The 22,640-nt window shown below is 75.1% G+C and carries 14 protein-coding genes; 6 read left to right on the top strand and 8 right to left on the bottom strand.

Going from position 1 to position 22,640, the window contains the following annotated elements:
• Nucleotides 1-7: 7 nt before the first annotated feature.
• Nucleotides 8-3,427, bottom strand: a complete 3,420-nt coding sequence (locus EV188_RS12460) for an arabinosyltransferase domain-containing protein (RefSeq protein ID WP_133826593.1) — start codon at nt 3,425-3,427, stop codon at nt 8-10.
• A gap of 141 nt (nt 3,428-3,568) precedes the next feature.
• Here EV188_RS12460 and EV188_RS12455 point away from each other — a divergent pair, with 141 nt between their 5' ends.
• From EV188_RS12455 to EV188_RS12445, 3 genes are all read left to right on the top strand, one after another.
• Entirely contained in the window at nt 3,569-5,515 is a 1,947-nt protein-coding gene (locus EV188_RS12455) for an aconitate hydratase (protein ID WP_133826592.1), read from the top strand.
• Nucleotides 5,516-5,622: 107 nt separating this feature from the next.
• Nucleotides 5,623-6,915: a lipopolysaccharide biosynthesis protein gene (locus EV188_RS12450; RefSeq protein ID WP_166659856.1), complete on the top strand. Its 1,293-nt coding sequence runs from the start codon at nt 5,623-5,625 to the stop codon at nt 6,913-6,915.
• Entirely contained in the window at nt 6,912-7,607 is a 696-nt protein-coding gene (locus EV188_RS12445) for a class I SAM-dependent methyltransferase (RefSeq protein ID WP_166659855.1), read from the top strand. The genes EV188_RS12450 and EV188_RS12445 overlap by 4 nt, the downstream gene beginning before the upstream one ends.
• A gap of 6 nt (nt 7,608-7,613) precedes the next feature.
• On the opposite strand, the gene EV188_RS12440 is transcribed toward EV188_RS12445, so the two are convergent.
• Nucleotides 7,614-9,077, bottom strand: a complete 1,464-nt coding sequence (locus tag EV188_RS12440; RefSeq protein ID WP_133826589.1) for a hypothetical protein — start codon at nt 9,075-9,077, stop codon at nt 7,614-7,616.
• A 21-nt stretch (nt 9,078-9,098) separates the two neighbouring features.
• Nucleotides 9,099-12,203 carry an arabinosyltransferase domain-containing protein gene (locus tag EV188_RS12435; RefSeq protein WP_133826588.1) on the bottom strand — a complete coding sequence of 1,035 codons (3,105 nt, stop codon included), beginning with the start codon at nt 12,201-12,203 and terminating at the stop codon, nt 9,099-9,101.
• Between the two features lie 230 nt (nt 12,204-12,433).
• Here EV188_RS12435 and EV188_RS12430 point away from each other — a divergent pair, with 230 nt between their 5' ends.
• Entirely contained in the window at nt 12,434-13,579 is a 1,146-nt protein-coding gene (locus tag EV188_RS12430; RefSeq protein ID WP_133826587.1) for a glycosyltransferase family 4 protein, read from the top strand.
• A 2-nt stretch (nt 13,580-13,581) separates the two neighbouring features.
• Here the strand turns inward: EV188_RS12430 and EV188_RS12425 are convergent, their stop codons facing one another.
• The 5 genes from EV188_RS12425 to EV188_RS12405 all read right to left on the bottom strand — a co-directional run bounded on the left by EV188_RS12425 (nt 13,582) and on the right by EV188_RS12405 (nt 20,759).
• Nucleotides 13,582-14,841, bottom strand: a complete 1,260-nt coding sequence (locus EV188_RS12425; RefSeq protein ID WP_133826586.1) for a hypothetical protein — start codon at nt 14,839-14,841, stop codon at nt 13,582-13,584.
• The gene (locus tag EV188_RS33305) at nt 14,838-16,721 is read right to left on the bottom strand and encodes a glycosyltransferase (RefSeq protein WP_133826585.1); all 1,884 of its coding nucleotides are present in this window, start codon (nt 16,719-16,721) and stop codon (nt 14,838-14,840) included. Before EV188_RS33305 ends, EV188_RS12425 begins: the two co-directional genes overlap by 4 nt.
• 79 nt (nt 16,722-16,800) lie before the next feature.
• A complete protein-coding gene (locus EV188_RS12415; protein WP_133826584.1) occupies nt 16,801-18,912 on the bottom strand; it encodes an acyltransferase family protein in 2,112 nt (703 codons plus the stop codon).
• Between the two features lie 238 nt (nt 18,913-19,150).
• Nucleotides 19,151-20,026, bottom strand: coding sequence for a class I SAM-dependent methyltransferase (locus tag EV188_RS12410; RefSeq protein WP_133826583.1), 876 nt, complete (start codon nt 20,024-20,026; stop codon nt 19,151-19,153).
• A 79-nt stretch (nt 20,027-20,105) separates the two neighbouring features.
• Nucleotides 20,106-20,759 (bottom strand): hypothetical protein, encoded by a 654-nt coding sequence (locus EV188_RS12405; RefSeq protein WP_133826582.1) that lies wholly within the window; start codon nt 20,757-20,759, stop codon nt 20,106-20,108.
• Between the two features lie 186 nt (nt 20,760-20,945).
• On the opposite strand from EV188_RS12405, the gene EV188_RS12400 reads away from it, so the two are divergent.
• Nucleotides 20,946-21,833 (top strand): DMT family transporter, encoded by an 888-nt coding sequence (locus EV188_RS12400; protein ID WP_133826581.1) that lies wholly within the window; start codon nt 20,946-20,948, stop codon nt 21,831-21,833.
• Complete coding sequence (locus EV188_RS12395; RefSeq protein ID WP_208114160.1) at nt 21,830-22,639, top strand: hypothetical protein; 810 nt, start codon at nt 21,830-21,832, stop codon at nt 22,637-22,639. The genes EV188_RS12400 and EV188_RS12395 overlap by 4 nt, the downstream gene beginning before the upstream one ends.
• Nucleotide 22,640 lies beyond the last annotated feature (1 nt).

Genomic DNA, 22,640 nt, shown 5'->3' with positions numbered 1-22,640 from the left:
CCCACGATCAGGGCAGGCCCGACTCGGTCCGCCGCTCGCGGGTCAGGTCGTAGCCGTTCGCCGGGTAGGGCGGGCGGAGGTCGAACACGTAGACGTCGTCGATCTCGTCGCCGACGCCGCGGATGCGGGTGGTGAGCTGGGTGGGCTCGCCCCCGGGCGCCTCGCGGCCGGCGTGGCCGAGCAGGCCACCGCGCGCGGGGTTGTAGGCCCAGTCGGCGAGGGCCGCGTCGACGTCCTTGCCGTAGCCCACCGCGGCCACCACCGGCTCGGTGATGCCGGCCTGCTGGCGCGGCTGACGCTGGCAGGGGAAGAGGAAACCGATCTGCCACGGCAGCCCGACCGCGGCGCCCGCGGGCAGGTACTGCTGCAGGGGCACCCATGACCGCTCCATCGGCGCCGTGAACGCCAGCCAGCCGCCGGTCGACGCGCTCCGGTCGTCGGCGACGAGGCGGACGATCTCGGCGCCCGGAGGCGGGGCCACGTTCGGGAGTGCTGGCTCGTCCTCGGTCGACTCCCCGCCGGCTCCGCTGCCGGTCTCGGTGGCGCTGCCGGTCCGGATGCCGGTGCCGGGGTCGACCTCGGTGCCGGTCTGCGCCCCACCGGCGGGGGTCGGGTCCGCGTCCTCGGTGAGCGCGACGGGGCGCCACGCGGTGGACTCGTCCTCCGTCGCGACCGGGGTGCTGCCCATCGGGACGAAGCCCGTGGGGCCGAGCCGCCCGTACTCGGCGCGCAGCGACACGTCGGTACCGGTCCGGCCGGAGACGGACACGACGACGCCACCGCGGTCCGCGGGCGGGAGCCGGAACCAGTCGGTGGCGAAGACGCCCTGGCGGGCGTCGGCGTTCGCGCCGGACGACGGCACGAGGAAGCTGCCCCACGCCGGCGTCCCGACCGGCACGTCCGGGGGCAGGGGGCTCTGCGGGAAGAACGCGCCGGGGACGAACGGCTCGGTGCGCGCCTCCGGGGCCGGGGCATCCAGGTCGTCCACGGCCGGGATCGGCGGGGACGGCGGCAGGCCGGGCAGGACCGCGGGCGGCAGGACCCGCGAGTTCCGGGGGTCGAGGACGTCGATCTGGTTCGCCAGCCCGCACTGCACGCCGGTGGGGTCGCGCAGGGCGTCGACCTGGGGCGACCACCCGTCGGCGGTCCGTCCGGTCGCCCGGACGAAGTCGCCGACCGTCCAGAGCGTGAACGTGAGGAGCAGGACGCAGGCCATCACCGGCACCGCCACGCCGAGCGCCAGGCGCTGCAGGTGCGGCGCGCGCCACCGGGCGAGCGCCCACACGACGGCGGTGACGACGAGGAGGCCGAGCGCCCACCACAGCGGCTGGTCGTACTCGATCCCCTGCACCGACGGGAAGTCGCCCTCGGAGGGCCGGCCGAGGCCCCACCCGTGGGGCCACATGGCGCGCCCGTGTCCGGCGAGGGCGAAGACGAGGACCGAGGACACCGCGGCCGCGACCAGGGCGACCTGCGGGACGCGGCGGTGGCGGTCGAGCCCGGCGAGCAGGCGGGGCGCCTCCACCAGCACGAGCGCGATGAGGATCGCGCCCAGGCCGGCGAACGCCCCGAAGTGGTGGGTCGGCTTGCTCGGGGTCGGGAGCAGCAGGGCGAACGCCAGCAGCGTCGACCACCCCGCGAGCGGCAGCCGAGCCGGCACGACGAGGTCGCGCGCGCGGGCCGCGACGAGCAGGACGAGGAACCAGACGAGCGCCAGGAAGCAGACGAGCAGCGCGACGCGGCGGGCGTAGGACCCGTGGTGGGTCATGGTGTCGAGGAGCGCGTCGTAGCGCAGCACCTCCTCGTACCAGGTCTGCGCCCGCTGGATCGGCGCGAAGATGTTTTGCGAGCGCACGAAGTCCCGGTAGGCGCCGTCGGCGAAGCCCAGCAGGCTCCCGACCGCGACCGGGCCCAGCACGACGACCCAGCGCCCGGCGGCGGCCCAGGGGGTCGCCGAGCGTTCCCTGATGTGGCGCCACATGGCAGGGGCCGCGGCGACGAGCGGCGCGAGCGTGATGAAGCCGGTGGGCGCGGCCATCAGCCCGGCCATCGAGAGCCCGACCGCGAGCCCGAGCAGCGCGAGCCGGCGGCGCTCGAGGCCCTCGGCGACCGCGACGAGCGTCGCGACCGTGAAGAAGGCGACGACCGGTTCCGGGCGGACGCCCATGTCGTAGGCAAGGAACCAGGCGAGGAAGGCCGCGGCCAGGGTCAGGCGCGCCAGCGCGGGCGCCCACCAGGCCGACTGGCCCCGCGGCCCGAGCAGGGGCGTCGACGAGACGTACCAGCGGGCCAGGAACCAGGTCCCGATCCCGAGGACGAGCGCGGGGATCCGCAGCATGACCGGGCCGAACCCGACCGTGTCCTCCCACCAGGACAGGGCGTAGTACGGCCACGAGAAGGGCGTGTAGCCCTGGTTGAAGAGCTGGAAGTAGTTCGGCACGTACCCGGAGAAGGGCACGTTGGCCGCCATCGCGCTGTAGTAGCCGTCGTCGTCGGTGATCGGGGCCAGGAACAGCCACGCGACGAGCACGCCGGGCACCACGACGTCCAGGACCCGCGGGCGCAGCCCCCACGGCGCGGCGCCCGGGCGGCGGGACAGGCGCCGGCGGAGCCGGATCGCCACGCGCGTCCGGGTGGGGTCGGCCCGCGCCGCGAGGACGGCGAGGACGACCATCGCGGCCGCCCCGACCGCCAGCGCGGCGAGGGTCACGCCGATGAGCGCGGACTTGAGCGGCGTCGGGGTGTGGTCGAAGGCGTCGTCGAGGACGAGCCGCACCGAGAGGTCGGCGGGCGTGGCCGCCGGGGAGACGGGCGCCGAGGTCCGGAGCGCGTCGACCTCGGGCATCGGGCTGATCGGCTCGTGGAGGGGCTCGGAGTCGGGCAGCTCGTCCGGGTCGACGTCCTCGGGCGGGCGCGGTCCCGTCGTGGACAGCACGGCGCCGTTCACCGCGACGCGCATCGTCGTGCCGTCACCGGTGACGAGGAAACCGCAGTCGCCCGGCGGGAGCGGGCCGGTGAAGAGGTCGGCGCCGCCGCTGCGGATCGCCACCGCGCCACCGCGCGAGACGACGGTGAGCGCCTCCTGCCTCGCATCGGGCGACTCCGGGCCCATGGTCGACAGCACGACGCCGTCCGGGCTCTCGCCGGCCGCCCGGGCGGTGCGGCAGCTGAACCGCGCCTCGAGGGACGCCGGCTCGTAGGCCGTCAGCGGCAGCATCGCCGGGGCCGGGACGCGCGGGTCGGGCGGCCAGCTGACCTGCGGCGTGCTCACGGACACCGGCGCGAACGGCAGCAGCAGCGCGCCGACGATCGCGACCAGGCCGGCGACGACCGCCGTCAGCGAGGCGATCGAGCGGACAGGGGTCCGACGGTGCGGAGGCAGGTCGTCCGCGTCCTGTCGGTCCCGGGTCGGGGCGTCGGTGCTCAACCGTCCGTTCGTCCCCTCGATCGGTGCCGCGCGACCGGAACCCTAGTTGCCGGTCCTTCCGTCCTCGTGGACGCATCGCCGGGGGACTGCGTTGTGCTCCGAATCGGGTAACCGTGAGTCACGCAACTCGGGGAGGACCCAATGCCGCACGGCGTCGCGCACCAGCTCATCGCGTCGCACCTGGTCGACGGGGAGATGACGCCGGGCGAGGAGATCGCCCTGCGCATCGACCAGACGCTGACCCAGGACGCCACGGGCACGCTCGTCATGCAGGAGCTCGAGGCGCTCGGGCTCGAGCGCGTGCAGACCGAGGTGTCGGTGCAGTACGTCGACCACAACCTCCTGCAGGCCGACGAGAAGAACGCCGAGGACCATGCCTACCTGCGGTCGGCGTCGCGCCGGTTCGGGCTCTGGTACTCGCAGCCCGGCAACGGCGTCTCGCACCCCACGCACATGCAGCGCTTCGGGGCGCCCGGGAAGACGATGATCGGGTCGGACTCGCACACCCCGGCCTGCGGGTCGCTGGGCATGCTCGCGATCGGCGTCGGCGGGCTCGAGGTGGCCATGGCCATCGCGGGGCAGCCGCTGAGCATCCGGATGCCCGAGGTCTGGGGCGTCGAGCTGACCGGCGAGCTGCCGCCGTGGTGCTCGGCCAAGGACGTGATCCTCGAGATGCTGCGCCGCCACGGCACGAAGGGCGGCACCAACCGGATCATCGAGTACCACGGGCCGGGTCTCGCGGGCCTGACCGCGATGGACCGGCACGTCATCGCGAACATGGGCGCGGAGCTCGGCGCGACGACGACGGTGTTCCCCGCCGACGACGAGGTCCGCCGGTTCCTCACCGGCGAGGGCCGCGAGGACGACTACACGGAGCTGCTCGCCGAGGACGGCGCCGAGTACGACGTCACCGAGCACATCGAGCTCTCGGAGCTCGAGCCCCTCATCGCCCAGCCGGGCTCGCCCGCCGACGTGGTCCCGGTCCGCGAGGTCGCCGGCACCCCGGTCGGCCAGGTGGTCATCGGGTCGTCGGCCAACCCGGGCCTGCGCGACTTCGCGATCGCCGCCCGCATGGTCGACGGCCGGCAGACCCACCCGGGCGTGAGCTTCGACATCAACCCGACCTCGCGGCCGATCCTCGCCGACCTCACCCGCTGGGGCGGCACGACCTCGCTCATCGCCGCCGGCGCCCGCCTGCACCAGTCGGGGTGCCTCGGCTGCATCGGGATGGGGCAGGCGCCCGCCCCGGGCACCAACTCGCTGCGGACCATGCCCCGCAACTTCCCGGGGCGCTCCGGCGGCGGCAAGGACGACCGCGTCTGGCTGTGCTCCCCCGAGACGGCGGCTGCGAGCGCGCTGCGCGGTGAGATCACCGACCCGCGGACGCTCGCCGACGAGCTCGGCCTCACGTGGGGCGACCTCGACCTGCCCGAACCCACGGTGATCCCGGACATGATCGAGGAGCCGCCCCCGGTCGAGGACGCGCAGCAGGAGGAGCTGGTCAAGGGCCCGAACATCTCCGGGCTGCCGGAGCTCGACCCGTTCCCGGACGCGTTCGAGGTCCCGGTCCTGCTCGCGGTCGGGGACGACATCTCCACCGACGACATCTCGCCCGCCGGCGCCGAGGCGCTGCCCTTCCGCTCGAACATCCCGGCGCTGGCCCGCTTCGCGTTCACGCGGATCGACCCCGACTACCCGGCGAACGCCGAGGAGATCCGCGAGACGGGACACGCGATCGTCGGCGGCGCCAACTACGGCCAGGGCTCGTCCCGGGAGCACGCGGCGATCTGTCCGCGCTACCTGGGCCTGCGCGTCGTCGTGGCGGAGTCGTTCGCCCGCATCCACTGGCAGAACCTGGCGAACTTCGGGATCCTCGCCCTCGAGTTCACCGGCGAGAAGGACCGCGACGCGGTGCCGCAGGGCTCGACGCTGTCGTTCTCCGGCCTGCACGACCAGCTCACCGGCGGCGACGAGGTCGTCGGCACCGTCGACGGGACCGAGTTCACCTTCCGCCACCGGCTCTCGGAGCGTCAGGTACGCATGGTCCTCGACGGCGGGCTGATCCGGCAGCTGGCCGAGCAGACGTAGCGCTCGGGGCGACGTCCGCGCGTGTCCCGGTCCCCGTGCGGGGCACGTCGTCCACGGCCGGATACCGTGGACGAATCGCTTCAGCACCGAGTGAGGAGTCGCTCGCCGTGAGCGACCAGGCGCCCGGCCGGGTCGGAGCCAGGAGGCTGGTCGGCGCGGCCAGCCTCGGCGTGCTGATCTCCGGCATCGTCGTCAACGTCTACCTGGCCGTCGTCGCGCGCGCGCTCGAGCCGATCGAGTACGCGACCTTCGGCTCGTTCTGGGCGCTCGCGCTCGTCCTCGGGTTCGGCGCCTTCCTGCCGCTCGAGCAGGAGCTGGCCCGGCGCCTGCCGATCCCCGGCGACCGGCGCGCCCTCCTGCGGGCCGCCACCGGCGCGGCCGGCGTGCTGACGGTGATCGCGCTGCTCGTCCTCGGCGGCGCGCTGCCGATCCTCTACCGCGCGCTCGACGACCACACGTCGGTGCTCCTGGCGCTGGTCGCCCTGACGGTCGTGTCGGCCGGGCAGTTCCTCGTCCGCGGCACCCTGATCGGCACCGACCGCCTCGTGCGGCACGCCGCGGTGATGGTGCTCGACTCCGGCGTGCGGCTCGGGCTCGCGGTCGTCCTGTTCTTCGTCGGTGGGGCGAACGCCGCCGCGTTCTGCTGGGCCCTGGTGCTCGCGATCGCGCTCTCGCACGTCCCGCAGCTGCCCGGCGCCTGGAAGCGGGCGATCGCCTGGGCGCGCCCGCCCTCGGAGTGGCGCGGCCCGTCGCCCTCGGCGCGCGGCCTCGTGCGCGACATGATGCCGCTGCTCGTCGGCTCGGCGTGCGCGCAGCTGCTGCTCAACGGGCTGCCGGTGCTCGTCGTGGCCCAGGCCGCGGACGGCGGCGAGACCGCCGCCGCCGGCGTGTTCGTCGCCGCGTTCACCCTCGCCCGCGCGCCCCTGAGCATGGTGGTGCCGCTGCAGTCCGCGGTCGTGCCCACGCTGACCCGGCTCATCGGCAACGGCCGGCGCCGCGAGGTGCTGGTCATCCTGGTCAAGTTCGCGGTGGTCCTCGTGGCCGTCGCCGCGGTGGGCGCCCCGCTCGCCTGGTGGATCGGCCCGTGGGTCGTCTCGCTGATCTTCGGCGCGGACTACGCGATCGGCGGGGTGGACCTCGCGCTCATCGTGGTCGGGGTCCTCGCGCACGTGGGTCTGGTCGTCCTCACGCAGGTCCACGTGGCCCGCGGCCGCCACCGCGACGTGGCGATCAGCTGGATCGCGGCGCTCGCCGCGGCCGGCGTGACGTTCTGGGTGGTGCCCGGCGCGATCCTCTCCGGGGAGATCGGCTTCGCCGTGGGCAGCGCCGTCGGTGCCGTGGTCAGCGGCCTCATCCTGGCGGCGTCGCGCCGCCGACCAGCGAGCGGGAGCGAGACGTGAGCAGCGAGAGCACGGAGTACGACGAGGCCTACTACCAGGCGAACGGGCAGGCGGACGACCGTCCGGCCCTGCGCTGGTTCACCCGGCTCGTCGGCCGCTACGCCGCGGGCGGCCCGTACCTCGACTTCGGCTGCGGCACGGGGCATCTGGTGCGCAGGCTCTCCGCGCTCGGCCCCGCCGCCGGCTTCGAGATCTCCGAGTACTCGGCGCGCACGGCCCGGGCCAACGCCCCCGGCGCGCAGATCACCACCGACACCGCCGAGCTCGGCGACGCCGCGTTCGGGGCCCTGACCGCCATCCACGTCCTCGAGCACCTCGACGACGCGACGGCGGAGCAGGTCCTGGCGACGTGGCTGCGCATCCTGCGGCCCGGCGGGCACGCGCTCGTCGTCATGCCCGACCCCGCGGGCAAGGGCCGTCGCCTGGCCGGCGATGCGTGGATGGGCTTCGAGGACCCGACCCACATCAACCTCAAGACCCACGCCGAGTGGCGCGCGTTCCTCGTCGACCACGGCTTCGTCGTGGAGCGCGAGGGCACCGACGGCCTGTGGGACGTGCCGTACTCGAAGCTGCCGAAGCTCGTCGACGCCGGCCTGCGCGCGGGGCCGTGCCTGGCGCAGTTCCTCAGCGGCCGGCTCTTCCTGCGCCCGGGCAGCGGCGAGTCCTCGGTGTTCGTGCTGCGCAGACCCTGAGCAGGTTCAGCAGTCCCCGAGCTCGCCGCACTCACCCTCGCCACGCCAGTAGTACCCGACGACGTCGTCCGGCCCGAGCGCCGGCCGGCGGCCGTTGCGCTCGGCGAGCAGAAAGAGCAGGGCGAGCACGCGGGTCCCGCCCCAGCCGTCACCAACCTGGCGGGGCGTGAGCAGGCCCTGGCGCAGGTCACGGTCGAGCCGGTCGAGGGTCTGCTGCTGGGTGGCGCCGGGATCGGTGGGGAACGGCCAGTCCCGTGGCAGCGCCGGTACGCCGGCGACCGTGTCGCGCCTCCAGTCGAGGGTGTGGTCGACCGACGGCACGGCGACCAGCAGCGTCGCCAGGACCGTGACGACCGCGCCTGCCGCCGCGCCGAGGCGCCCGGCGCCGTGCTCGCGCACCGCACGGACGAGCACGTCGGTCGTCACGCCCAGGCCGAGCGCGAGGACGACGACGAGCGCGACGACGCGCCGCGAGCCCGGCACCCCGGAGGACACCGTGTAGAGCGCGACGGCGGCGAGACCGACGAGCAGCCAGGGCGCGAGCTCGCGCAGCCGGGCGACGACGGCCACGAGCAGCGTCAGCACGAGGACGGCCGCCAGCCAGGAGGCGCCGAGCATCGGGAGGTCGGAGAAGTAGTAGTAGCTGCCCCCGTCGACCGCGAGGTAGCGGACGAGCTCGGCGAGGTGGGTGCCGGCGGCGCCCGGGTCGGGGCCGGCGCGCCCGCCGCCCGTCACCACGACGCCGCCGTTGTTCCACCACACGAGCGGCCAGACGACGACGGCCACGCCGCCGACGACCCCCGCGAGCACGAGCGCCCCGTCGCGGGGCCCCCGGACCCGCGCGAGCGCGATGACCGCGGCGGCCGCGGCCCACGCGAGCCCCGCGGTGTAGGCCGACACCGACAGCCCGGCGAGGACCAGGCCGAGCGGCCACCAGGGGCGCCGTGAGGTGAGGACGTAGACCGCGGCGACGCCGACGACCGTGTCGAGCGGGGTCTCGATGGCCAGCCAGGCGAGCATCGACACCCCGGGCAGGACGCCGACCGCCACGGCCGCGACCGCCGACCCGGATCGCGTGGCCCCGAGGCGGCGGCGCATCACGAGGAACACCAGCGGCACGAGGAGCGCCGTGGCGACGGCCTTCGCCGGGCGGGGCGAGAGCAGCCCGTACTCAGGCGTCAGGAGGCCCGCGGCCCAGTAGAAGAGCTGACCGGCGACATTGGTCGACCAGACCGACGGCTGCCACCCCATGGCGATCGCCATCGCGTCCCGGTGCGCGACCGAGGCCTCCTCGCCGGTGATGACGCCCTGGGCGGAGGCCGCTGCGGCGAGCCACATGAACCAGGCGGCGGCCGCGAGGTACAGCCCGCCCGCGACGGCGGCGTCGACCCACTGGCGTCGTCGCGGCGCGGACGGGCGGGGGAGGTCACCGACCGGCACCGGGCGCACCGGCACCGTCGCCCCGGCCATCGCCTCCCCCCTTCCGGTCGCTCAGCCGGTCGTGTCCCCGTCGTCGATCGGCACCGACATCGTCGTGTTCGGCGCCGGCGACCACCCCGCGACCACGACGCGCTCCTGCGCGAGCCGGTAGGCGTCCGGCCGCGACGGGACGTACGGGGTCAAGCGATACACCATCCCGGGGTCGGCGTCCGGTGCATCGCGCAGGCGTGTCACCAGTCCGACCACCTCGGAGTCCCGCAGGCTCTGGGCGAACAGGCCCCCGCGCCGGATCTGCCAGATCCCGTCGCCGCGGTAGGCGAGCTCCTGGTCGCCCCACACCACGCCGACGGTCGAGGGCTCGTTGAGCCCGTCGGCCTGCACCGGCTTGCGCTGGCACGGGAAGAGGAAGGCGTACTGCCAGCTCACCGCCGACGCCTCTCCGGGGACGAGGTGGTCGGCCAGCGGGCTCCACCGCTGCACGGTCGGGTCGGTGAACGCGACCCAGCCGCCGGGCGCGGTGGAGGCGTCGACGGCGACCAGCCGCATGACGTCGGCGCCGGGCGGTGGGCCGTTGCCCTCCTCGAGCAGGATGCCGCGCCAGACCGGTGAGTCCACGGCCTCGTCGCCGGGGTCCAGCCCCAGGTCGCGGGTGGCGACGGGCACGACCCGGTCCCCCTCGGCCCGCGCGTACTCGACGCGCACCGTGTTGCCGTCGCCGGTCCGCCCCGAGATCGAGGTCGTCATCGCGGCGTCGGGCCGGTCCGGGATCGCGTACCAGGGCGTCGCGTACGCGCCGACCGTCCCGTCGTTGCCGGCGGCCGACGCGGGCCCGGCCGGCGGCGGGGTGAAGCTGCCGCGGACGACGTCGGAGGCGGTGGCGGGCGGCGGGCTGGTCGGGAACCAGCCGCCGTCGACGAAGCCGGAGGACCCGCCGGGAACGGGGGAGGGCAGTCCGGGCACCGGGGTCATCGGCCGCGCGCTCGCCGGGTCGAGGACCTGCATCGCCGCGGTCGCCCCGCAGTCGCGGCCGAGGGGGTCGCGGACCGCGTCGGCCCACGGCGACCAGGTGTCCATCGTGCGCGCCGTGGCCAGCGCGAACCCGCCGACGAGGTAGGTGGTGGTGACGAGCAGGACGGCGGCCGCGGTGAGGGCGACCGCGGCGACCCCGGCGACCGGGCGCCAGTCGGGGGCGCGGCGGCGCGTGACCCACACGGCGACGGCGGCCAGCACGAGCCCGCCGAGGATCCACCAGGCCGGCTGGTCGAAGGACACGACCGAGACCGCGGGGCGCTCGCCGGGGTCGGGCAGCCCGAGCAGCCACGAGTACGGCCACGCGTTGCGCCCGTGCCACCCGAGGCCCGCGAGCACCGCCAGCAGCAGCCCGGCGCCGACGAGGACGGGGGTCCGGACCGCGGGCCGACCGGGGTCGCGATCGAGGTCCCGCAGCAGGACGGGCGTGCCGACCATCGCCAGCGCCAGGACCACGGCGCCGACGCCGGCCAGGGTGCCGAAGTGGTGGGTCCACTTGCTCGGCGTGAGCCAGAGCAGGGCGAACCCGAGCAGCAGCGTCGTGGCGGCCAGCGCGGCCCGCGACGGCATCGGGCGCCCGCGTCCGCGCAGGTGGGCGGCCAGGAGCCCGAGGCAGGCCAGGGCGAGCAGGCCCAGGAGCACCGGCACGCGCTTGGCGTAGGAGCCCATCGGGCCGCCGCTGTCGTCGAGCAGGAAGATCCAGCGGGCGATCTCGGAGTACCAGCTCTCCTGGGCCTGCATCCCCAGGAAGATCTGCTGGCCGCGGACGAAGTCGCGGAACGAGCCGTCGGCGAACCCGAGGAGCCCGACGAAGGCCCCGGGCCCGGCCACCGCGACCAGCCGTCCGAGCGCGCGCGGCACGGACGCGCCGACCCGCATGCGCCGCCAGACGGCCGGCAGGCACGCCAGCAGGGGCGCGAGCGCCACGAAGCCGGTCGGGGCCGCGGTGGCGCCGAACGAGGCCACGGCGACCCCGAGCCCGAACAGCGCCCACCGGTCGCGCTCCAGCCCGACCACGATCGACAGGAGGCTCGCGGCCACGGCCGTGGCGATCACCGGCTCGGCCCGCACGCCGGCGTCGAACGGCAGCCACCAGGCCAGGAACCCGATCGCCAGCGCCGCGTGCAGGGCCACCGCCCGCCCGCGCCCGGTCCCGGCCGGCAGCGCGCGGGCCACGAACGCGCGGACCAGGACCCAGCAGACGATCCCGAGCACGAGCGACGGCAGCCGCAGCACCACCGGGGCGAAGCCGACGAGCTGCTGCCACGCCGAGAGGGCGTAGTACATCCACGTGAACGGCGTGAAGCCCTGGTTGTAGAGCTGGTAGTAGTTCGCGACGTAGCCCGAGAACGGCACGTTGGCCGCCATCGCGCTGTAGTAGCCGTCGTCGTCGGTCATCGGGGCGATGACCGTCCACACCGCCAGGACCAGGGGCACCACGGCGTCGACGACGCGCGGGCGCGGCCGCACGCGAGCCCCGGCGGACAGCACCGCCCCCGCGGCGCGGTCGCGGGCCACCAGCGCGCCGAGGGCGACGAGCACGGCGAGGACGAGCAGCACGATCACGGCGGTCTTGACCGGCGTGGGCGACGTCGCGAACTGGTCGTCCAGGGTGAGGCGCACGTCCAGGCCGGCCGACGTGCCGGGCGCGGCGGCGGGCACCGAGGTGACGAGGGCGTCGACGTCGGGCAGGAGCTGTGGCGGGGCGCGGCCCACGACCTGCCCGTCGAGGGCGAGCGCCATGCCGTTCTGGTCGCCCGTCACCGCGAGGGTGCAGTCGCCCGCGGGCAGCGGTCCGAGGAACAGGGGGACGCCGCGGGAGAGCACGGCGAGCTGGCCGCCGCGCACCGTCGCGACCAGCGCGCTCTGCCGGGTCTCGGCGGACTGCGGGGGCATGGTGGCGAGCAGCAGGCCGTCGGCCGAGGCTCCGGCGGCGCGCGCGGCGGTGCAGTCGGCGCGGACGTCGAGCGCGATCGGGCGCTGGGTCGTGAGCTGCAGCGCGGTGGGCTGCGGCGACGCCGGGTCGGCGGGCCAGGAGACCACCGGCTGGTTCACCGCGACCGGCAGCAGCGGCAGCAGCACCGCGCAGACCAGAGCGACGAGGCTCGCGCCGAGGGCGACCGGCATCGCCCACCCGTGTCGCCCGGGACCGGGACGGCCGGGATCGTCGTCGGTGCCGTCGTCCGCAGGTGCGACCGGTGGCGAGGTGCTGGGTGTCGCCGTCACGCCAGGCGCTCCCGTGTCGGTGGCCGGATGACGCACGCTAGCAATCACAGCCCGTGAGCTGACGGCGCGGGCTGTCCCTTTACAGTGGCCGGGCGGGACCGCCCCGCAGCCGCGGCGACGGGAGGACGGCGTTGCAGGATCCCCCGCACCACGATCTCTGCATCGTCCTGACCTACTACAGCCCCTACGTCTCCGGCCTCACCAACGTGGCCCGGGACGTGGCCGAGGGCCTCGCCGCCCGCGGCTGGAAGGTCTGCGTCGTCGCGTCGCGCCACGAGCCGGACCTCCCGACGCGCGAGGTCGTCAACGGCGTCGAGGTCGTCCGCGCGCCGGTCCTGGCGAAGGTCGGCAAGGGCACGATCGGCCTCAACCTCACGCGTCTGGCGCTGCGGGAGATGGCGCGCTCCGCGGTGGTCAACCTGCACCTGCCGCTCGTCGAGGCCGGCGTCCTCGCCCGGCTCGCCACGGTGCCGGTGGTGTCGACCTACCACTGCGACGTCTCGCTGCCGACCGACGACGGCCCGCGCGTGGTGCGCACCGTGAACGCCCTGCAGCACAAGGCGATCGACTTCTCCAGCCGCGTGGCGCTCAAGCGCTCGACGGCCGTGGTCGTGAGCAGCGAGGACTACGCACGCCACAGCCGGATGTGGCCGGCCATCGAGGGCTCGATGGTCGCGGTCCCGCCGCCCTGCCCGCCGCGCGGCACGGGCAGCCCCACGTTCCGCCGCGGCCCGGGGCTGCACGTCGGCTTCCTCGGCCGGATCGTCGAGGAGAAGGGCGTCGAGTATCTCGTCGACGCCTTCCGACGCCTCGACGACCCCGACGCGCGCCTGCTCATCGGCGGCGACTTCCAGGGCGTGGCCGGCGGCAGTGTGGCCGCCACCGTCCGCCGGCACATCGACGGCGACCCGCGGATCGAGATGCTCGGCTTCCTGCCCGAGGAGCAGCTCGACGACTTCTACGCGTCGATCGACGTGTTCGCGCTGCCGTCGGTGAACGCGTTCGAGGCCTTCGGCATCGTCCAGGTCGTCGCGATGATGGCCGGGGTCCCGGCCCTGGTGAGCGACATCCCCGGCGTGCGCACGGTCGTCGAGAACACGGGCTTCGGGGCGGTGGCCAAGCCCCGCGACGTCGCCGGTCTCACCGAGGCGCTGGCGCGGCTGCGCGACACGCCGCCGGACCGCGCGGCCGGCGCCGCGTCCGCCTCGGCGCTCTACAGCGTCGACGCGGTGCTCGACGCCTACGAGGCGGTCTTCGCCAAGTCGCGGGGGCGTTGAGCTCAGCCGGCCCAGAGGTTCGCGGTGAACATCGCGAACAGCACGGACCCGACGAGCACGCCCAGGTAGAGGTGCGCAAGGGCGATCGCCCGCTGCACCCCGCCCCGTTCGGCCAGCAGCGCGAGCGCCACGTAGATACCGAGCGCGGGCAGCACGTAGCGGTGCACCGCCACGAGGTTGCCGTTCAACGTGATCATCAGCATGGTCGCGATGCCGTAGAGCCCGAGCGGGACACCGGCGCCACGCAGGACGACGATCAGGTACACCGACGCGGCGAGCAGGACGGCGACCGCGAGGAGCGGCAGCAGCTGGTCGATGAGCACGTAGTTCGTGAAGGGCGCGGCCCCGGCCAAGGCGCGGGCGACGATCCCGACCGCGCGGCCGAGCGTGAGCAGCACGTTGGGCTCGAACTGCGTGTAGCCCCAGCTCGGCTCGATCTCGTAGGCCGTGAACATGCCCCACGGGTCGCCCGTGCGCTCCCCGAGATAGGCCGCGTACGCGGCGAACCCCGCCAGCGCCGCGGGGAACCAGAGCACCGGCCAGCGCAGGAACCCCCGGCGCCAGCCCTGGGCGCGCCAGAACTCGAGGAAGCAGAGACCCAGGACGACGATCGCGGTGACCCGGGAGGTCGTGAGCGGGATCAGGCACAGGCCCATCGGCGTCCAGCGCCGCGCGAGGGCGAACCGGTAGGCCGTGGCGGCGAGCGCGACGAAGACGGCCTCGCTGTAGAAGACGTGCAGGTAGTACGCCGTCGGCGCCGCGAGGAGCGCGAGCAGGGCGAACCACCCCCGCCCCGGCTCGCGCACGAAGTGCCGGGTGATCGCGAGCAGGGCGCACAGGGCCGCCCAGAGGGCCAGGGTGTTGACGATCAGCGCCGCGGCGAGGATGCCGAGGTTGTCGAACGACAGCAGCTGCACGCCACGCACGAGCAACGGGAACAGCGGGTAGAACGCCGCGGACTGCGGCCGGCTGACGTACGAGCCCTCGATGATCGGGCTGATCCAGGTCGCGTCGAACCGGTAGGTGTGCGAGAGCAGCGAGAAGGCCGGCGGCTCGGGACCCTGGTTGCCCGTCACCAGGCTGCGCAGCGGGCGCTCGAGCACCGCGCCCCACACGGTGAGGGCGACCTGCCAGCCGATCGCGAGCAGCGCGCAGCGCACGGCGTCCGCAGACGGTCGTGGCAGCCGCCGGGCCACGCGGGCCCGGGCGGTGTCCTCGCCGCCCGTCGCGTCCGTGTCGGGCGCCGTCGTCGTCGCGGTCATCGCTCGCGGGAGAAGAGCCGTTCCCAGTTGTGCGCCGAGGTGAGCGTCGGCGCGGCGGCGCGCCAGCGCTCGGCGGCGGCGGAGCCCTCGCGGGTCAGCCGCCACAGGGCGCGCCCGCCCTCGCGCGCGAGCCGTCGGAGCGCGTCCGGGTCGCGGCGGCGCACCCGGACCCCGCCCTGGCCGGCGTCGGTCACCGCGACGCGGTCGAAGAGCGCGATGTGCCACCAGTCGGCCTCGCCCGCCCCGACGAGGCCCTCGTGGTGCGGGGTGCGGCCCAGGGCCTGCTGCACGATCCGCTTCGCCATGACCAGGCCCGTCCGGGTCGGCTCGGGGCCGCGGCGCACGATCGGCATCTCGGTCGGCCCGAGGCCCGGCGCGTCGGCGACCGGGTGGGCGACCGTCTCGACGTGGTCGGCGCGCAGGGCGCGCACGGCGGCCGTCGCGGCCACGCCGCCGTCACCGACGACGTCGGGGCCCGCCACGAAGTCGTCGACGGCCTTGATCAGCGTCGCGGCGAGGCCGTAGTTCATCGCGAGCAGGTAGCGGGCGAGCAGGTCGGCGAGCACCCCGCTGATGCGGCGGACCGGGAACGCGGAGTGCAGCGCCGCGGTGATCATGGCGTTGCGCAGGTTGAAGTACCGGTGCCAGTCGTCCCAGTCCTTCCACGGGAAGTCGGCGTGCCACACGCCGGCCCCGGGCAGCGTCACCGTCGGGACGCCGTGCGCGCGGGCGCGGTAGCAGTACTCGACGTCGTCCCACTGGAAGAACAGCGGCAGCGGGTAGCCGGCGCGCCGGACGAGCTCCGCGGGGATGAGGCAGGACCACCAGCCGGTGTAGCCCGCGTCGACCCGCCGGTCCTGGACGTTCTTGGTGCCGTCCGGGAAGAACGCGGTCACGTCGGACTCGCCGACCGCCCCCGGGCTGACGTGCCCGTTGGAGAGCTCGTCGAGGCGCGCGTACTCGGCGCCGGCGAGCACCTGCGTGGGGTGGAGCAGGTTGAGCATCTGCGCGCCGACGATCGTCGGGTGCGCCGTGCACTGCGCGAACGCGGCGAGCCGGACGACGACCTCCGGCTCGCAGCGGATGTCGTCGTCCATGAACAGGACGTCGTGGGCGTCGCCCGGGGTGTTCTCCACCAGCTCGTACAGCCCGCGGGTGAAGCCGCCGGAGCCGCCGAGGTTGGGCTGCGTGATGTAGCGGAACCGGGCGCCGAGGCGGGACGCGACGTCCGCGAGGCCGGGGCGGGTCTCGACGCGGTCGGTGCCCTGGTCGACGACGATCACGCCGTCCAGGGCGGCGACCGCGTCCTCGTCGCCGGTGAGCGCCTCCAGCGTCGCCACGGCGTCGTCGGCGCGGTTGTGGGTGCACATGACGACCGACGTGGAGCGCCGGACCGCCGGCGCCGCGACCGTCCACCGGACGTCGTGCAGGACGAGCTCGTCGTCCTCGGTGACGATCTCGACCCACAGCCCGCCGCCGTCGAGGAAGCGGTCGAGCGCGGCGGTCAGGCGCAGCTGCCCGCTGCCGGTGTCGTGGACGGCGACCGTGCGCGGCACGCCGTTGGTGTCCGACGCCCGCAGCAGCACCCGGCCGGACCCGGTGATCCCGGCCTCGAAGCGGACCTCGGTGACCGTGGTCCAGCGCTGCCAGTAGCTGGCCGGGAAGCGGCCGAAGTAGGTGTTGGTGCTGATCCGGCTGGCGCGCTCGACCCGGACGTGGTCGCGGCGGCGCTCGGCGCCCCCGGACACGACCTCGGCGTAGAGCTCGTCGGGGACCTCGGTCCGCGGGCCGGCGAACAGCCCGCGCGCGACCACGAGCCGCGTGGCGTCGGCCGACCGCGCGGCGGTGCGGGAGGTCGACCTGGCGGCGACGTCGGTCATGCGGGCGGGCTCCGTGGCGTCGGGGGCTGGACAGCGGACCTGGACGGGCGGGTCGGCTCCCAGGGTAGGAGCCGCGGGGTCACCGACCGAGCAGGGCGGCGAGGCGTTTCCCGACGACCGGGGCGAGCGAGGCCGTGAAGGTCCCGGTCAGGTGGTTGTCGTCGAGGTAGACCATCACCCGCCCGATCTCGGGCGGACAGGTCGTCGGCAGGCAGATCGAGTCGCTGAGGTCGAGGAACGACACCGTCGACGGCGTCCCGGCCGGCAGGGACGACGCGCGCGGGTAGAGCCCGGCGCGCGGCACGTCGCACTCCGGCGCCCCGCGCCCGTAGGTGTCCACGCAGCTCGGCGGGGCGCTGTCGAAGCGGGGGTTGTCGCGGATCCCGAGCACCGGCACGCCGTCGGCCGCCAGGCGGCCCCAGGCCTCGACCATGCCGGGCGGGGTGGCCTCGGTCCCGCCCGCGCGCACGTTGTGCGTCGCCTGCGCGACCACGAGTGCGGGGCGCATCTCGCCGAGCGCGTCGAGGGTCTGCTCGTTCCAGGTGATGCAGGGAGCCTCGCCGATGTTCGACTCGGAGGTCGTCGAGAGTGGGCAGCCGGGGCGGATCAGCGTCTGCACCCGCCAGCCCCGCTCGCGGGCGATCGGCGCCACGGCGGGGAGGAACTGGCCCATGTGGGAGTCGCCGACGACGACGATCGTGCGCGCGGCCGGGTCGGGCGCGGGGACGTAGGTGCACAGCTCGAGCGCGGGCCGGTCCGGGACGCCGGCGCAGTCGGACTGGTACTCGACCCAGTCCTCGTACGCCGACACCGCGGGCGGGATCGCCTCGGCGTCGCGCGCGCCCCGGTCGACGAAGCCGGGCGCGAGGGCGGCGGCGCCGGGGTGGTCCGGGTCGCCGACGAGGCCCGAGGGCTCGGCGCGGGCGTCGGTGACGGCGTGCCAGGCCAGCGCCAGCACGAGCACCGGGACGAGGGCCAGCACGGCGGCGCGGTGGTCGCGCAGCGTCCCCGGGCGCCGGCGCCTGCTGCGCAGCAGCGGATCCTCGACGAGGTGGCGCGTGCCCGCCGCCAGGAGCAGCGAGGTGGCGATGACCGCCGCGCCGAGGATCGGCCCGGGCTCCTCGCGGTGGAACGTGACGAGGGCGAGCGTCAGCACCGGCCAGTGCCAGAGGTAGAGCGGGAAGCTGATGCTGCCCAGGTACTGCATCGGCCGCGACGACAGGAACCGCCCGGTGCCGAACCGGTGGTCGGTGTCGCCGGCGACGATGACGGCCGCGGCGCAGAGCACCGGCCACAGCGCGAGGTAGCCGGGGAAGCCGCCCTCGACGTCGAGGACCATGCCGCACGCGGCGAGCCCGGCGAGCCCGGCCCAGCCGGCGGCGATCCCGGCCCACACCGGCAGGCGCAGCCGGGACATGCCGAGCGCGAGCAGGCCGCCGAGCGTGAACTCCCAGACGCGGGTGAGGGAGTCGAAGTAGGCGAAGGTCTGGTCGGTGGCCGTGGTGGTGACCGACCACGCGAGCGAGATCGCCGTCGCCGCGACGAGCAGCGTCGCGACCGCGGGCCGCGCGGCGATCCCGGCGCGGCGCGCGGCCAGCGTCGCCACGATGATCACTACGGGGAAGAGCAGCGCGAACTGCCCCTGGATCGACAGCGACCAGAAGTGCTGGACCACGCTCGCGGTGTTGTGCGAGGCGTAGTAGTCGACGGAGTCGGCGGCGAGCTGCCAGTTCTCGACGAAGAACGCCGAGGTCACGACCTCCTGCACCGTCTGCGGCCAGCGCGACTCGGGCAGGAACAGCACGCTCGCGACCACGGTGCCGACGAGGACGACCGCGGCCGGCGGCACGAGGCGGCGCAGCGTGCGCCCCCACTGGCCGAACAGGTCGATCCCGCCGCGCTCCGCGGCGCGCAGGAGCTGGCCCGCGGCCAGGAACCCGGTGAGCGCGAAGAACACGTCCACGCCTCCGGAGACCCGGCCGATCCAGACGTGGTAGACGACGACGAGGAGCGAGGCGACCGCCCGGAGGCCCTCGATCTCGGGCCGGAAGCGGGAACCGTCGCTCGGCTGGCGTCCCTGCCCCTGTCCCGGGGATCCGGGGGCGGCGGGACTGCCCGCAGTCGGTCGGTCGGGGGCCGGCGCGTGGTCCTGGCTCCCCGGCCGGACCCGATCGTCGGCCGTGGAGGTCATCGACTCGGACTGTGCCCTTCCCGCTCGTCACCGCGTACACCGGGGGGCACCGGGAGCGACGAACCGACGACGCACCGCGACTGTCCCGTGGCGTGCGGGAGTGTCCGGTTCGCGGTGTCGGATCAGCGTGCGGAGCCTGTGAACGGGTTCTTACCCCGAGGCGGGGCTCCCCCCACCGCGCGCGGGCGCACTGCGATCACGGCCACGGACGGAGCGACGAGCGGTCGGCGGGACGTCGCTAGGACGCGACGACCGGTGCCGCCGACCGCTGCTGCGGTGTCACGGGGGCCGGCGCCGACGTGACGACCACGACCACCTGCTCGTGGTCGTGGGTGAAGGCCTCGTAGGTGAAGTCGACGCCGGCCTGCGCCACGAACTCGCTCCAGGCGCGGTGCTCGCCGTCCTCCCACCCCGGGTGGTTGAGGTACTCGTCGAACACGACGACCGAGCCGGGGCGCAGGCGCGGGCCGACGTGCTCGAGCACCGTGGCCGTCGAGGAGTAGAGGTCGGCGTCGAGGTGCAGGAGGTCGACCGGCTCCGGGTGCTCGGCGAGGAACCCGGGCAGCGTGTCGGCGAACCAGCCGACGACGAGCTCGGCGCCCGGCACCTCGGGCGGCTCGGCGTCGTCGAAGGTCCCGGCGCCGAACCCGGCGCGCCAGTGCTCGGGCAGGCCCTGGAACGAGTCGAAGCCGTGCACGCGGCCGTCGGCGCGGGACGCGGCGATCGCCCGCAGCGTGGTGCCCGAGTAGACGCCGAACTCGAGGGCCAGCCCACCGCGCCGCGGTGCGACCTCGAGGGCGTGCGCCAGCGTCGCCGCGGGAGTCGGGAACGTGCGGGCCCCGGGCATGGCCTCCCGGACGAAGCGCGCACTGCTCGTGACGGCGTCGCGCTCGCCGGCGGCGATCATGTCGCGGCGGTCGCGGATCTCCCGGGCCACGGTGTCGTGCCGCAGGTGCGCGACCTCCTCGCGCAGCGCCTCGAGCGTGGCCCCGAGCCCCCGCACCTCGGCCTCGAGGGCGTCCAGGCGGGGGCTGACGCCGCGCTCGACGGCGCGGACCAGCCGGACGTTCACGGCGTGGCGCAGGCGGGAGAGGCGGGAGGTCACGCGAGCCATGGAATCGGACACGGCGGGGCGCGTCGAGAGGTCGTCGCGGACCGGTCGGCAGCGGCCGACGAGGGGTCACCCGGTCGAGCTACGCGCGCGTGACCGGCGCGTCCGCGCCCGGTGCGGCCGGCGCACGACGAGCGGTCGGGGACGTGCGCCGGGTCGCCGCCAGCGCCATCGCCGTGTGCCCGATCCCGAGCATGACCATGGTCGCCACGCCGTAGGGCCAGTAGATGTGGCTGGTCAGGAACGACCAGGCGCCGACGACCGCGAACAGCGCGCCGACACCGGCCAGCAGGCGCCAGAGGCCCGGCGCCGCGACGAGCGCGAGGACGGCGGCGAGCACCGTCGCGGCCAGGTAGGCGTACGACCCGTTGATGCCGAGCGCGTCGGCGATCTCGAACAGCGCCGCGACCCACGGGCCCGGGCCGACGCGCATGGTCTCGTGGCCGCCGCCGATGCCGGCCAGGGCGTCGAGCGCGCCGTAGAAGACGGCGTAGACGAGGCCGAGCACGATCACGAGGCCCTCGAGGACCTTGCCGGCCACGCCCGCCGGCTTCGCGGCCCGCACCACCGCCCACGGCCCGAGCGCCAGCAGCGGGAAGAGCACGAGGCCGATGACGTGGAGATCGCGCCACCACGGCGCCGACTCCGGCGTGAGCACCGGCGGGTGGTAGCTCCCGAGGACGGCGAGGGCCAGGGCCGGGAGGGCGGTGGCCAGGACAGCCGTCGTCGGACGCATCGGCGCCATCCTGGCAAACGGAGCATTGTGCGCGTGTACGGCGCCCGACTGCCACCCTTTGTCATCGTCAGGACGGGTGAATCGACCGCTCCTCGCCCGATCGGGTGGCCTCGCCGAGATCTTGTCGCTTTGCGTGGTCGCCAGGTGCTCCACTGACCGGGTGACAGCGGTCGACCGGGCGACGAGGTGACGCTCCTCGCGGGCGCGCTCGCGGTCCTGGCCGCCCTGCTCTTCGCGATCGCGTCCGTCGCCCAGCGCGGCGCCGCCGCCGACGTCCCCGACGACGAGGCCCGGGGCGGCCGCCTGATCCTGCGCCTCGTGCGCTCCCCGCGCTGGTGGGCGGGCACGGTGGGCGACACCGGCGGCTTCGTCGTCCAGGCCGCGGCGCTCGGGGTGGGCTCGCTGCTGCTCGTCCAGCCGCTGCTCGTCACCACCGTGCTGTTCGCGCTGCCCCTCGAGGCGCGCCTCACCGGACGGCGCATCGGGCGCAGCGAGGTGCGGTGGGCCCTCGTGCTCGTCGCGGCGCTCGCCCTGTTCGTCGTGATCGGGGAACCCACCGCCGGCCGCGACCGCGCGCCGCTGCACCACTGGCTGCCCGCGCTGGTGGTGCTGCTCGTCGTGCTCGCCGGGTGCGTGCTGCTGGCCGGCCGCAAGCGCGGCCCGCGCCGGGCGGCGCTGCTCGCGGTGGCGACCGGCCTCGCCTACGGCCTGGTCGCGGCGCTGACGAAGTCGGTCGTCGACGCGCTGGGCGACGGCCCCGTCGAGCTGCTGACCTCCTGGGAGACGTGGGCGCTGGTCGTCGCCGTGCTCGGCGGCACGCTGCTGCAGCAGGCGGCGTTCGGCGCCGGCCCGCTCGCGGCGTCGCTGCCCGCGGTGACCGTGGGGGAGCCGATCGTCGCCGCGGTGCTCGGCGTCGTCGTGCTCTTCGAGCAGGTCCGCGCCGACGGCCCCGAGTGGTTCCTCATCGGCCTGCTGGTGGTGCTCATGGTCGTCGCCACCGCGGCCCTCTCGCGCTCGTCGGCCGCGTCCGCGGCGACACCCGACCCCGCCGATCGTGAGGTGGCGACCCCGTGACGATTGACCTGTCGCTCGACATCGAGGCCCGGGCCGGCGCCGCGTGGATGCTCGGCTCGTTCGTCGTCGTCTTCCTCGCCACGCGGGTGATCGTGCGGATGATCCGCGCCGGGAAGGGCCCGTTCCGCAACCAGGCCGTGGGCGGGGTCCACCTGCACCACCTGGTGCACGGCATCTTCCTCATGCTGCTCGCGGGCGTCGGCGAGTTCACCTACCAGCCCGACCCGCCGTGGCTCTACGTCCTCGCCGCCGCGTTCGGCGCGGGCGCCGCGCTCACCCTCGACGAGTTCGCGCTCTGGCTGCACCTCTCCGACGTCTACTGGGAGCGCGAGGGGCGCATCTCCGTGGACGCCGTGCTCGTCGTCGGCGCGCTGATGGCCCTGCTCGTCGTCGGCGCCAACCCGTTCGACTCCAGCACCGCCGACGGGGTCGAGGCCCTCGTCGCGACGATCGTGATCAACGGCCTGATCGCCGTCATCGCGCTGTTCAAGGGGCGCCCGCTGCTCGGGCTGCTCGGGCTGCTGGTGCCCCTGGTGGCCCTGTTCGGCGCGGTGCGCCTGGCCCGCCCGACCTCGCCGTGGGCGCGCTGGCGCTACCCCGAGGGGTCGAAGAAGGCCGCGCGCAGCAGGCGGCGGTTCCCCGAGCGCGAGCGGCGGCGCTGGGACGCGATGGTCGAGGCGATCGCGGGTCGGCCGAACGAGGACGAGACCCCCGCGGCCGAGACCCCGGCGACCCCCGCGACCCGAACGACCCCCACGACCCCGGAGCCCGACGTCGCGCCGCGTGAGCAGGAGGGAGCACGCTGAC

The organism is Actinomycetospora succinea, assembly GCF_004363095.1.
Lineage (GTDB): Bacteria > Actinomycetota > Actinomycetes > Mycobacteriales > Pseudonocardiaceae > Actinomycetospora > Actinomycetospora succinea.
This window is presented reverse-complemented; position numbering and strand designations above follow the sequence as displayed.